This window comes from Caballeronia sp. GAWG2-1, assembly GCF_023631405.1.
Classification (GTDB): domain Bacteria; phylum Pseudomonadota; class Gammaproteobacteria; order Burkholderiales; family Burkholderiaceae; genus Caballeronia.
On record NZ_JALQDD010000031.1, the window covers coordinates 269,801 to 283,149 of the forward strand.

General features: G+C 61.5%; 10 protein-coding genes. 5 read left to right on the forward strand and 5 right to left on the reverse strand.

The window, feature by feature from the left end; all coding sequences use genetic code 11:
• Positions 1-202: 202 nt before the first annotated feature.
• The 3 genes from NCR98_RS21515 to NCR98_RS21525 form a co-directional block, all read right to left on the reverse strand.
• Positions 203-1,126 carry a DNA-3-methyladenine glycosylase family protein gene (locus NCR98_RS21515; protein WP_250527222.1) on the reverse strand — a complete coding sequence of 308 codons (924 nt, stop codon included), beginning with the start codon at positions 1,124-1,126 and terminating at the stop codon, positions 203-205.
• A gap of 108 nt (positions 1,127-1,234) precedes the next feature.
• Complete coding sequence (locus NCR98_RS21520) at positions 1,235-1,603, reverse strand: hypothetical protein (RefSeq protein WP_244831256.1); 369 nt, start codon at positions 1,601-1,603, stop codon at positions 1,235-1,237.
• Between the two features lie 119 nt (positions 1,604-1,722).
• Positions 1,723-2,469, reverse strand: coding sequence for a GntR family transcriptional regulator (locus NCR98_RS21525; RefSeq protein ID WP_244831257.1), 747 nt, complete (start codon positions 2,467-2,469; stop codon positions 1,723-1,725).
• 163 nt (positions 2,470-2,632) lie between these two features.
• Between NCR98_RS21525 and NCR98_RS21530 the strand changes: the two genes are divergently transcribed.
• From NCR98_RS21530 to NCR98_RS21550, 5 genes are all read left to right on the forward strand, one after another.
• On the forward strand, positions 2,633-3,853 hold the full coding sequence (locus NCR98_RS21530) for a pyridoxal-phosphate-dependent aminotransferase family protein (RefSeq protein WP_250527223.1): 1,221 nt from the start codon (positions 2,633-2,635) through the stop codon (positions 3,851-3,853).
• Positions 3,850-4,614, forward strand: a complete 765-nt coding sequence (locus tag NCR98_RS21535) for a 2-keto-4-pentenoate hydratase (RefSeq protein WP_244831259.1) — start codon at positions 3,850-3,852, stop codon at positions 4,612-4,614. Before NCR98_RS21530 ends, NCR98_RS21535 begins: the two co-directional genes overlap by 4 nt.
• Positions 4,615-4,690: 76 nt before the next feature.
• The gene (locus tag NCR98_RS21540; RefSeq protein WP_250527224.1) at positions 4,691-7,729 is read left to right on the forward strand and encodes an FAD-binding and (Fe-S)-binding domain-containing protein; all 3,039 of its coding nucleotides are present in this window, start codon (positions 4,691-4,693) and stop codon (positions 7,727-7,729) included.
• 283 nt (positions 7,730-8,012) lie between these two features.
• Positions 8,013-9,302, forward strand: a complete 1,290-nt coding sequence (locus tag NCR98_RS21545; RefSeq protein WP_250510517.1) for an MFS transporter — start codon at positions 8,013-8,015, stop codon at positions 9,300-9,302.
• A gap of 176 nt (positions 9,303-9,478) precedes the next feature.
• Positions 9,479-10,624 (forward strand): DSD1 family PLP-dependent enzyme, encoded by a 1,146-nt coding sequence (locus tag NCR98_RS21550; protein WP_250527225.1) that lies wholly within the window; start codon positions 9,479-9,481, stop codon positions 10,622-10,624.
• Here the strand turns inward: NCR98_RS21550 and NCR98_RS21555 are convergent.
• On the reverse strand, positions 10,621-11,670 hold the full coding sequence (locus tag NCR98_RS21555) for an FUSC family protein (protein ID WP_250493981.1): 1,050 nt from the start codon (positions 11,668-11,670) through the stop codon (positions 10,621-10,623). The two genes, NCR98_RS21550 and NCR98_RS21555, sit on opposite strands and share 4 nt — an antisense overlap.
• An 85-nt stretch (positions 11,671-11,755) precedes the next feature.
• Positions 11,756-13,333, reverse strand: a complete 1,578-nt coding sequence (locus NCR98_RS21560; protein WP_250527226.1) for a sensor domain-containing diguanylate cyclase — start codon at positions 13,331-13,333, stop codon at positions 11,756-11,758.
• Between the last annotated feature and the right edge of the window lie 16 nt (positions 13,334-13,349).

Consider the following 13,349-nt stretch of genomic DNA (forward strand, 5'->3'; position numbering starts at 1 on the left):
GGTCAGTTTCTTGAAATCTGGCTCGCACGCGACTTTTGCATGCAGTCGACCGTATGCATTTGCGTGGTATTCAATCGACCGAATGCGATCTTGTTCAAACCTGATGGCGTCTGGTGGCTTGGTGAAATTCGGGTTCCGTGGAGCTTCGTTTGGCCGGTGGCATTGCATGCGGTCGACCGCTTACATTCGTCTGATATTCAATCTACCCGCCTCGCGCTGCCCCAGTCTCCATCGCCACTCCATTCCACAGATGTACTGCGGCATAAGCGCGCCAAGGCCGCCAACGCTCGATATGCGCTCGTTGCTGCGCGGGCTTGAGCAGGGCCGGATTGCGGCGCGCGATGGCCTGCATCAACACGAGATCGGCATCGGGCCATGCGTCTGGATCGCGCAGGGCGCGCATCGCGACATAACCGACTGTCCACGGACCGATACCCGGCAGCGCCAGCAGATCGCGCTTCAACGCCTCGGCATCAGCGTCCGGTTCGTCGAGCGGCAACGCGCCTGTTGACACCGCATTCGCAAACCGCTGCACGGCTTCGACACGTTTCGTGGGCATGCCGATCTTATCCAGGTCCGCGGCGGCAAGCTCGGCGGGCGTCGGGAACCGCCAGGCAGTGGCCTCGTGCGAATGCCCATCGATCATTCGTCCCGCGCGCTGCACGATTCGTCCCATGATCGTCGAAGCGCCTTTCACGCTCACTTGCTGGCCCACGATGGTTCTGACCACCAACTCGAACCCGGACCATGCGCCCGGCACGCGTAGCCCCGGCGAGGCATCGAGTAGCGGCGCCAACAATGGGTCGCGTGACAACACGCTTGCAATCCGGCGGGGATCGGCATGCAGATCGAACATACGAGCGAGCGGTTCGGCAAGTTCATCGGCATGCCGCTGCGCATCGCCGTCGACGGTCACGACAAGGCGATGTTTGCGCTCATGCGGCCTGACTTCGACGGTGCCTTCATCGCCATGCCATTCGATCGCGCGTCGATAAACGCCGCCTTCCACCGACTCGACGCCCGCCGCCGCCCGGCCGCCTATGAAGGCGAGCAGGCGAGTCCAGTCGAAGGGCCGCTTGAAGGGCAACTCGATCGTCGTCGAATTGCCGTGAGATGTGGATTGCATTCTGAATGCCGAATGATGCATGCGATTGCCGCGCAATGGCTGCCGATGTTACTCCATCGCCTGGCGGCCTATGTCGTTCGACCAACGTCGTGCTTCGAGAAGGCGATGTCAGGGTCGCTGTGCAATGCGCATCGTGCTTTCGCTGAGCATGCGCCGGAACTCGGTATCGTAGGCGAGAGTTTGACGCGCGCTCGCGACGAGTTGCGAGCGCCGGTCCCACTGATCGGCGCGTAGTACGCAGCGCGACAGAACATCGGTGTAGACGCGACGCATGTTCGCGTTATCGTGATCGACGGTCAGGCGGGCAATGCTGACCTTCTCATCATGCGTGAGCTGCTGCGTGAGGCAATCGACCGTTGCGCGGTCCGTATCGGCTTGCGCGACGCTCACGTCCTGATCGTCGTAATAGAGCGTGAAGCCGCCAACGACGAGCGCCGCCCCAAGCGCCAGGCATGTACCTCTTATTGTGTTCAACATGTCCCCCGATGTCAGGCTCTTCGGCCATTGGCGCGAATCGTAGCGAAGCTTGCGAGGATTCGGCCGATCGAACTGTGCGCGGGGGAACGCAGCGTTCGATGCGCTTGAGTATGGCGTTTTCAGCCAGCGTCGCCGGTGTGCGTCCGCTTCCTGGCAACCGGCGCCTTCACCGTGGTCAGCGTGCGCTCGGCGAGAACGGCATCGCGTTTGCCGAGCAGGTGATGACGAAGAATGGTCGACATGCGCCTGCCATCGCGCGTTTCCAGCGCTTCGATCATCTCTTCATGCTCTCGTATCGCGCTATCCCACTTGGGCGTCTGGAAGTTCGATCGAAAGCGCATGGCCTGCAAGCGCCGGTTGATCGACACGTAGGTTTGCCGTAGCGCCGTGTTGCGCGCGGCTTCATTGATCTTGTCGTGAATAGCCTGATTCCGGCTGTAATAGCCCGACAAATCATTGCGCGCGCGGCATTCCAGCATGACCGCGTGAAGCGCCTTGATGTCCGCGATCTCCTGCGGCGTGATTCGCTCGCAAGCCAGTTCGCCGGAGAACGCCTCCAGTCCGCTCATCAGTTCGAACATCTCGCGGATTTCGAGTTCGCTCATCTGCGAGACCGATGCACCCCTGTTCGGCGATATCTCGATCAACCCTTCCGCGGCCAGCACCTTCAGCGCTTCACGCAAGGGCGTGCGCGAAATGCCGAGCGTCTCGCAAAGCTTGCGCTCGTTTAGCTTCACGCCCGGCGCAAGCAGGCCTTCCACGATGAATTCACGCAAGTGATCCACCACCGTGTCGTGCAAACGCATGCGCTCGACCTTCTGTAGGAGCGGCGAAAGACTGGCGTCGGGCAAGTCGCGATTTTGCATTCAATACCTCGAATTCGTTTGCGGCAATTTTAACCCTAGCTCGCCGAAAAAAACGTCCAGCGGGTTATCCCTAGGCCATTTGGCCTATTTAAGCCTTTCCGCGGCCGCATCGCTGCGCTACAGTATTTTGCATGCAAAATTCAATTTAAGAGGATGCGCATCCATGCTGAAACTCGATTACCACCCCGCTGGCCGTCACTTCCTGCAGATTCCGGGACCCAGCCCGGTGCCCGATCGCATTTTGCGTGCGATGAGTTATCCGACCATCGACCATCGCGGGCCGGAGTTCGGTGCACTCGGCCTGAAGGTGCTCGATGGCATCAAGAAAATCTTTAAGACGAGCCAGCCGGTGGTGATTTATCCGGCTTCCGGCACCGGTGCATGGGAAGCGGCGCTCGCCAATACGCTCAGCCCCGGCGACACGGTCCTCATGTACGAAACCGGCCACTTCGCGACCCTATGGCAAAAGATGGCGGTCAACCTCGGACTGAAGCCGGAGTTTCTGGGCTTGCCCGGCATCGAGGGCTGGCGCCGCGGCGTGCAGGCCGACATGATCGAAGCGCGCCTTGCCGAAGACAAGCAGCGCACGATCAAGGCGGTATGCGTCGTTCACAACGAGACGTCCACGGGCGTGACCTCGGACATCGCGGCGGTGCGGCGCGCCATCGACGCGGCTGGCCACCCGGCGCTTCTGATGGTCGACACGATCTCCGGTATCGCATCCGCCGACTATCGTCATGACGAATGGGGCGTGGACGTGACCGTGTCCGGCTCGCAGAAGGGCTTGATGCTGCCGCCGGGAATCAGCTTCAACGCGGTGTCGCAGAAGGCGATCGAGGCATCGAAAGAGGCAAAGCTGCCGCGTGCTTTCTGGGACTGGAAAGAGATCATCGAAATGAACAAACAGGGCTACTGGCCCTACACGCCGAACACCAACCTGCTGTACGGCCTGTCCGAAGCGCTCGACATGATTCTCGGCGAAGGGCTCGACAACGTGTTCGCGCGCCATCAGCGGCTCGCGGCCGCCTGTCGCGCGGCAGTCACCGCGTGGGGGCTCGAAATCCAGTGCGCGGATTCGTCCGTGTATTCGCCGGTGCTGACCGGTGTGATGACGCCCGAAGGTGTCGATGCGGATGCGGTACGCAAGCTCATCTACGAGCACTTCGATATGTCGCTGGGCACGGGTCTCGGCAAGGTGAAGGGCCGCATGTTCCGCATCGGGCATCTGGGCGATTGCAACGATCTCACGTTGATGGCCGCGCTCACCGGCTGCGAGATGGGACTGAAGCTCGCGGGCATCAAACTCGAAGGGAGCGGCGTGGCTGCGGCGATGGACTATCTGACGAGCCATGTCGCGAAACCCGAACTCAAGGCGGCGGCATGAGCGCGGCCTTCGACGCCGACGCGCTCGCGCGGCTCTTCGTGGAAGCGCGTGCGCATCGCGCGAAGCTCGAAGCATTGCCGGAAGACGCGCGGCCATCGAACGCGGAAGAAGCCTACGCCGCGCAAAAGGCGACTTTGCATGCACTCGGCGCGAGCGTCGGCGGGTGGAAGGTCGGCGCGAAGACGCCCGATGGTCCGATCCAGGCTGCGTTGCTCCCGGCCGATGGCGTGCATGCCTCGGGCGCGCGGCTATCGATGTCGGCTTTCGGACGAGCAGGGCTCGAACTCGAAGTGGCTTTTGTATTCAATCGCGCATTCGAGGCAGGCAGCGGACCGTATAGCGATACCGACATCATCGACGCGATCGGTTCCGTGCATGCGGCGATCGAAGTGGTGGCGAGTCGCTTCGCTGCGTGGCCCGACGTCGAGAAGCCGTGGCAACTCGCGGATCTGCAGAATCACGGCGCGCTACTCGTCGGCGCGGGCGTGCCTTACGACGAAGCGTTCCCGTTCGTCGCCCCGGCGATGAGCTTCGAATTCGACGGCAAGCCGCTGTTCGAAGGCCCACCGGCGAACCCGGCGGGCGATCCGCGTCGTCTGCTTGCGTGGACGGTCAATCACGCGGTCTCGCATGGCGTCGCGTTCGCCGCGGGCACGGTGATCACGGCGGGCTCTTACACCGGACTTGCCTTCCCGGATGGGGCGGGCCACGCCGTGGGCTCGATCGACGGCCTGCCTACCGTCGAATTGCATTTCGAATAATGCATGCGGTGTGCCGGCATAAAGCATTCAGCATGCAAAAGCCCAAGCAGGCCTCCCGCACTAACCGATAGCGACGATGCTCAATACACCCACAGACCGACTCGTCAAGCCGATCCATCTGATGCCAGCGTCGGCGCGCGCCGGTCGCGCAGCGGCGCCGACCCCTTTGCAGATGCGTCTGCAACGCGAGCTGAAGGGTGATGTGTTGTTCGATCGCGCGTCGCGTGGACGCTATGCAACCGACGCGTCGATCTATCAGATCATGCCGCGAGGTGTGGTCGTGCCGAGGGATCAGGAAGACTTGCGGCTTGCTTTGGAGATCGCGCGCGAGGCAAAGGCAAGCGTGCTCGCGCGCGGCGCCGGGACGAGTCAGTGCGGTCAGACGATAGGCGAGGCGCTCGTCATCGACACGAGCAAGTGGCTCAACAACATCGTGCACTTCGACAAGGACGCTCGAACGGTGACAGTCGAGCCGGGCGTCGTGCTCGATCACTTAAATGCATGGCTCAAGCCGCATGGCTTGTGGTTTCCTGTCGATGTCTCGACGAGCGCGCAATGCACGATCGGTGGCATGGCGGGCAATAACTCGTGCGGTTCGCGCTCCATGGCATACGGCATCATGGTGCATAACGTGCTCGCCATCGACGCGATTCTTGCTGACGGATACGAGGGCAGCTTCGGTAAGCTCTCGGCAATGAAGCTCGATGCCCGCATGCGTGAGCTCGTAGAAAGCGTGCGCGACGTTGCATTGCGCGAACGCGATGAAATGCGTGAACGCATACCCAAGGTTCTGCGCCGCGTGGCTGGTTATAACCTCGATCTGTTCGATTGCCAAAGCCCGTTGCCCTTCAGCGAAGACGGCGAGCCGAATCTGGCGAACCTGCTGGTGGGATCGGAAGGCACGCTTGCCTTTAGCCGGCAACTTACGTTGAAGCTCGCGCCTTTGCCCGAGCACAAGACGCTTGGCGTGGTGAACTTTTCGAGCTTCTACGATGCAATGGAGATGACGCAACACATCGTCAAGCTCGGACCTGTTGCCGTGGAACTGGTGGATCGCACCATGATCGATCTAGCAATGTCGAATCAGGCGTTTCGCCCTGTCATCGAAAAGGCGCTGGTGGGTGAGCCGGAAGCAGTCTTGCTGGTCGAGTTCGCGGGCGCCGATCGCGCTGAACAAGTGACGAAGCTTGCAAGCCTTGTCGATCTGATGAGCGATCTCGGCCTGCCCGATTCGGTCGTGCAGATGCCCGACGCCGGCCCGCAGAAAGCGCTGTGGGAAGTGCGTAAGGCCGGCCTCAACATCATGATGAGCATGAAGGGCGATGGCAAGCCCGTGTCCTTTATCGAAGACTGCGCGGTGCCGCTCGAACATCTGGCGCAATACACGAGCCGTCTTACCGATGTCTTCAGAAAGCATGGCACCGAAGGCACTTGGTATGCCCACGCGAGCGTCGGCACGTTGCATGTGCGTCCGATCCTCGATATGCGTCGCGATGGCGGATCAAAGATGCGAGCTATCGCCGAAGAAGCCGCTGCGATGGTGCGCGAATACAAAGGCGCATTCTCGGGCGAGCACGGCGATGGACTATGCCGTGGTGAATGGGTTGCGTGGCAATATGGGCCGCGCATCAACGAGGCGTTTCGCGAGATCAAGCAGCTCTTCGATCGGGACAATCGCCTGAGCCCGGACCGAATCGTGGCGCCCCCGAAAATGGACGATACGGTGAATTTCCGCTTTCCGCCGTCGTATCGTGAACGTGCATTCGATCCGCAACTCGACTGGTCGGCTTGGAACGTGACGCGTGATCCGTTGACAGGCCTGGAAGGTGCGCCGGGCTCTGGCAATGATCTTTCGAACGGATTGGCCAAGGCAGTCGAGATGTGCAACAACAATGGCCATTGCCGCAAGTTCGATGCGGGAACCATGTGCCCGAGCTATCGCATTACGAAAGACGAGCAACATGTCACGCGTGGACGTGCCAACACTTTGCGTCTCGCGCTCTCGGGACAATTGGGTGAAGAGGGTCTTGCGAGTCAGGACGTGAAGGACGTGCTCGATCTGTGCGTGTCGTGCAAGGGCTGCAAACGCGATTGTCCGACAGGCGTCGATATGGCGCGCATCAAGATCGAAGCGCGTGCTGCGCGCACCGCACGTCACGGTGTGAGCGTGCGTGAACGTCTTGTCGCTTATCTGCCGCGTTATGCGCCCTATGCGAGCCGCTGGCCGTTCATGAGCGGCGCTATCGAAGCGCGTATGCCAGTCTTGGCGCACTGGCTAAAGACGAAACTCGGCCTGGCGCCGCAACGCGCATTTCCCCGTTTTGAAAAAGCCTTTCTGTCGGATGCGTCGACGACAATAGTTGCAAATGCAACTAAGGAGGTCCTGCTCTTCGTCGATACCTTCAACAACTACATGGAGCCGGCCAATGCGCGTGCCGCACAGCGCGTGCTCGAGGCGGCGGGCTACACGGTTCATCTCAATACGAAAGCGGGAGAACGGCCGTTGTGTTGCGGACGGACGTTTCTTTCCGCCGGGCTCGTCGACGAAGCCAAGACTGAAGCACGGCGCACGCTCGATACGCTTCTGCCATATGTCGAACGCGGCGTGGCAATTGTCGGCCTCGAGCCTTCGTGTCTTCTGTCGCTGCGCGACGAGTTCCTCGGCTACGGCTACGGCGATGCCGCGCGCAAGCTCGCGGAGGCATCCTTTCTCTTCGAGGAATTTTTGGTTCGCGAGCGCGTTGCGGGACGACTCGATATCGACCTCAAGCCGCTAGATCACAGTCGCGCGTTGCTGCATGGCCATTGCCATCAAAAGGCATTCGATGCCGTGCGTCCGGTCGAAACCGTGCTCAAGTGGATTCCCGGTCTGGAAGTGAAGACGATCGAATCGTCATGCTGCGGCATGGCGGGCAGCTTCGGTTACGAAGCGGAGCATTACGAAGCTTCGCAGGCGATGGCGGAACTGTCGCTGCTGCCGGCGGTACGCAAGGCAAGAGATGCACGCGATGCCGTGATCGTCGCGGATGGCACGAGCTGCCGTCATCAGATCGCGGATGGTGCACAGACCGAAGCGTTGCACGTGGCGCGGGTGCTTGCCAATGCGCTTGCATGAGGTCGCCTGAGCCCGCAAAACGACGTACATATGAGTTGAACCATCGACAACATGACAGCGGGCCATCGACGACCCGCGAAAGGAGACACGCAATGACAACGCCGCGCAAGCCACGCATCCGACGGTTCCATGACCGCACGGAATAACACGCTCATGGCATATCCGTTCGCCATCGATCGAAGCAGTTCATAGACGTACCGAGATCAGATTTGCAGGCCACGTTCACGGGCATCTGGCATCACGCCACACGCCTCGGACACGCTCGCCACTACTCAAGGAGACGATGATGTTCCGTCGAGCCACCACACGCGTGCTGTTGCTGCTTTGCGCGATGTATTTCATCACCTATATCGACCGTGTCAATGTAAGCACCGCGGCAAGCCAGTTCGGCGCCGAACTGGGCTTGTCGCACACGCAGGTAGGCTTCGTGTTTTCGGCATTCGCCTATCCGTATCTCGTGTTTCAGATCATCGGCGGATGGGTGGGCGACCGCTTCGGTCCGCGCCGCACGCTCACGCTCTGCGCGATCATCTGGGCGGGAGCGACGGTGCTCACCGGCTTGTCCGGCGGCTTTCTTTCGCTGATCGTCGCGCGCGTGCTGCTCGGCCTCGGCGAAGGCGCGACCTTTCCCACCGCAACGCGTGCCATGTCCAACTGGATGCCGGCCGATCAGCGCGGGTTTGCACAAGGTATTACGCATGCAGCATCACGCATTGGTAATGCAGTCGCGCCGCCGTTGATCGTGTGGCTCATGGTCGCGACCAGCTGGCGCGGCGCGTTCATCATCACGGGGATCATCAGCTTCATCTGGGCGCTCGTGTGGGTCTTCTACTTCCGCGATAATCCACGCGATCATCCGCGTATCACCGAAGGGGAGTGTGCGACGCTTTCGAGCTATTCCGGCGTGAAACAGCGCTCGCCGGTGCCGTGGCGCATTCTGCTCGGCCGCATGGCACCCGTGACCGCCGTCTACTTTTGCTATGGCTGGGTGCTCTGGCTCTTCCTTGGCTGGATTCCGCAATACTTCCTGCACAGCTATCACATGCAACTCGGCAAGTCGGCGCTATTCGCGTCAGGCGTGTTCTTCGCGGGCGTGCTGGGCGACTGGCTCGGCGGCTCTCTCACGGACCGTATCCTTCGCAAGAGCGGCAACGTGCGCATGGCTCGTAACGTGATGGTCGGCGTCTGCATGCTGCTCACGCTTCTTTCGCTTGCGCCGATCATGCTCGTGTCCGACATCTCGATCACGCTTGCCGCGGTCTGCCTCTCGGCCGGCTTCTTCTTCAATGAGATGACTATCGGTCCAATGTGGTCCGTGCCGATGGACATCGCGCCGAAGCACTCGGGAACTGCATCCGGCATTATGAATTCAGGTTCGGCGCTCGCGGCGATCATCAGTCCAGTGGTGGGCGGCTGGCTGATCGACCGCACCGGCAACTGGAATCTGCCGTTCACCGTGTCGATGATTCTGATGGCGGCGGGCATCATCCTCTCGTTCACGATGCGTCCGGACCGAGCGCTCGAAGTCGACGAGGAGAAGCCGGGCACAACACCGGCGCGAAAGTACGTTTGAGCGCGCCGGGCCGACCTTGTAAGTGAAACCTGGTGCCGTGCGCATTCACGGTGGCCGGGTTTCGCGTTTGCATGTTTCGAAGCGGCAGAAGGTGGGTGTGTACTGCTTGCATGCAATATGCAAAGCACCGTCGGGCGCTATCATGCATTTTGTCTACCAATCCGACCGATCACCGCATGACGTTCGCTCCTCCTCCCGCTGCCCGTCCGGGCGATACACTCGACGCCGTTGCCACGCCGTCGTTGCTTCTCGACCTGAATGCTTTCGACGTCAATCTCGCCGCCATGGCGGCGTTTGCGAAACAGAAGGGTGTCGCGCTCCGACCGCATGCGAAGGCGCATAAATCGAGCGTCATTGCCCGCAAGCAGATCGAGGCGGGTGCCGTTGGCGTATGCTGCCAGAAGCTCTCCGAGGCTTATCCCTTCGCGGCGGCGGGCGTTCGAAGCATTCATATCAGCAACGAATTCGTGGGCGCCGATAAACTGGCGATGGCAGTGGAACTCGCCGCGCATGTACGGCTTTCCGTTTGCGTCGACGCGTTGCCGCAAGTCGCAGCGCTCGGCGATGCCGCCGCACGCGCGGGCGTCGAGATCGACGTGCTGCCGGAAGTCGATGCAGGCCAGCATCGGTGCGGCGTCACCAATGAAGATGCCCTTCTCGCGCTCATCGACGCGATTCATGCGCAAGCCGCGCTGTGCTTCACTGGCATTCAGGCATACCACGGCGGCGCTCAGCACATTGTGCAGTGGAGCGCCCGCAAGGAAGAAGCGCAGCGCGCCGCCGAGCGCACGGCAGCCTATGTTCATGCCATCGAAGCGCGCGGAATCGCATGCGGCATCGTGACCGGCGGAGGCACCGGTACAGTCGAGTTCGACGCGGCCAGCGGCGTCTATACCGAAGTGCAGCCCGGTTCCTACCTCTTCATCGACGGAGATTATGGGCGCCTCGCTTGGGACGGCGCACTTCGCTGGCGGCATGCATTATTCATTTTGTCGACCATCATGAGCGCGACGCGGCCCGGCATGGCTGTCTGCGATGTCGGCCTGAAGGGGCTGGCGGTCGATTCCGGCTTACCGCGCAGCGTGCGTTGGTTGCATGCATCGGACGATGCACCCGCTTTGGCATACACATCGGCCAACGACGAGCACGGCATGCTGGAAGCCGGCACGACTATGAACATGAGCGGTGCTATCGGCGCGCGTCTGCTTCTGCCGCCCGGCCATTGCGATCCCACGGTGAACCTCTACGATCAATACGTGTGCTATCGCGGTAATCGCGTCGTCGACCTGTGGCCGGTGGATGCCCGCGGTCTTTCGCGCTAAGCCGGCGCGGACGGCGCGGCGGGATAGATGGCCGAGATCAACGCATCGACATCCGACACGATCAGCTTGATGACGAACTGCGCGACATCGTGCGAGCCTTCGCTTCTCATGCACGCGTCCTTCAGCGACTCCAACGTTGCACGCACGTGGTCGAGTTCGGCGTCATCCCGATGCACGTTGCCGAGCACTTGCGCGAGCTTGTCGAAGAGGGTCTGCAGCGCGGCAGCGCTTTCTTGCAGATGATCGCTTCGTGCCGCTTGCGGGTCACGCGAGACTGCCTTGGCGAGAAAGAGGGTGTCGCTGTGCAGTCGCCGCAGAAAGGGCGCGGCCTTGTCGATGGCATCCGCGCGGCGGCTTTGCAGGGGCACGATGATGTGCTCGCGCTCCGCTTCCTCGAGGGCATCGTCGAGCGCTTGCTGCGCCTGAGCGCTCTTCTTTTCGAGCTGCGCCGCTCGGGCTTCATGGTCGTCTGCGTCGTCGGAGAGATGCAAGGCGACTAACTGGCCAAGACACCTCAGCGTGTCGGCCACGCAGCGATGCGCGGTCGTAAGCGAGCGGTTCGGCAAGATAGCCGCGACGATGAACGCGGACGCCGCGCCGATGAGAATCTCCAGCACGCGATGCAGCGGCCGCTGAAACAAGGGCCCGCCGCCTGTCGGAATCAGCACGACAATGACAAGCGTGATGCATGCAAGCCGCAACGCGGGCCGCGCCGCAGCAAGCGCGGCGAGCGGCACGAGTTCGATCGCGAATACGGCGAGCGGCGCGGCGCCATGCTCGATGGCGATGAGCCCGATCACCCCCGCCACCGCGCCGATGCAAGCGCCGACGATCTGATCGCGCGCGGCTCCCAGCGCCTGCGTGAGGCTGGGCTGAGTGACCACGACGAGCGTGGTGATGAGCGCCCAATAACCTTCGGGAAGCGCGATCAGTTTTGCGGCGCCGTAACTAATCGCGCAGCCCAGGAGCGTACGTGCAAGCCGGCGCCCCTCGGGGACGCTGAACATGCCGCGAGGTCCGCGACGGATGAAGGTCAACGCGTTCATGCGGTCCCTGGACGACGATATTTTGTATGCATTATGCCAATGGAGCGCGACTGGTCGATTGATCTCGAGAGAGGATTCGAGCGCGTCAGCCGCCGCCCGCTGCGCTATTTTCGTGGACAGCCCGGTTCCGGCCTGCGCGTTTCGCACGGTAGAGCGCCGCATCCGCGTTGTTCAGCAACTTGAGCGCGTCATCGCTATGACGCGGATGGGCCGTCGCGCAGCCAATGCTCACGGTAAGGAAGCCTCTCGGCGAACCGCTGTTCGGAATCTCGAGCGCTTCGACCATCATCCGAAGACGTTCAGCAAAAGTCACTGCGCCTTCCTCCGCCGCTGAAGGCAGCACGATCACGAATTCCTCACCGCCGTAGCGCGCGACGATATCGCCCGGTCGCTTGACTGAATGCTGTATGCAATCGGCCACGGCGACGAGCGCATCGTCGCCCATCGCATGACCGTAGGTGTCGTTGTAGAGCTTGAAGTGGTCGACATCGACGAACAATGCGGAAAGCGGCTGATCCGCGCGCCGCGCACGTCGCCATTCCTCGTCGAGACGGCGATCCAACGCACGCCGGTTAGCGAGACCGGTGAGTGAATCGGTCCCTGCGAGCCTTTGCAACTTTTCCTGAGCGATGGCGCGCGAACGCAGCGAGATTGCAAGCAGCCACGACAGAACGATGAAGCCAGCGCCGAACATGAGAGTCAGGCCGCCGATCATCGTGCTGCGTTCGCGCCAGCCTTGAAGTACATCATCTTCCGCAGGCGCGACCGCTGCGATGAGTTGCGTGCCCGGCACATGCGCAAAGGTATAGATGCGGCGCACGCCGTCCAGGGGCGAAGTCGAAATATAAGAGCCGTTGAGTTGATCCGTCATCGACGAAAAGGTAGGCGAGCGAACCACGGTGCTGGAGGCGCCAGCGGGCAAGGGAGGCTTGCGGGCAAGCATCAGGCCGTCTGGCTGCACGAGGAAAACGGAGCCCGCTCGGCCGACATTGACGCGCGAGAGTAATGCCTTGAGATAGTCGATATTGAGCGCGATCACCGCCACGCCCGCAAACGAGCCATCCGGTGCGTTAATGCGGCGGCTTAGCGCGAGCGAATATGCGCCGTTGCGCAAGCGCGATTGATACGGCTTTGAAATATAGAGCCCGACGTCGGCTCTTGCTGCGTGCGCCGTGAAATAGTCGCGGTCTTTAAAGCGCAATTCGTTAGGAACGGATGCATCGCGCTCGACTACGATACGTCCTTGCCCGTCCATCACGAATGCGCCGCCTATGTAATTCGTTGCGGTTGCGCCATCGAATAGGACGAGCTTGCGCAAGTCGTCGGACAAGGCCATCACGGCCGGATTTTCCATTCCACTTACGATGGTGCGCAACGAAAGATCGATGGATTCGATATTGCGTGAAATATCGGCAGTGAGCGTCGCAACAACATTGGCGGACGCCTCATGTGCGTTCTGCAACGCCTGCGCACGGCCTTGCCAAAGCGCGGCAAAGGAAAGCACCGCCATGGAAATAGCGATAGCCGTGCCGATTAGGCCGGCAAGCAAGGGAAAGCGCGAGAAGGCATCTGCCACGCGCATCGTGGCGGTGCTATTGCGTCGGACTAGCCGACGCCGGACCACACGGCCCGTTTTGCGCACGACGTCGAATCTCGGGGACATTCATCTCTCCGCGTGA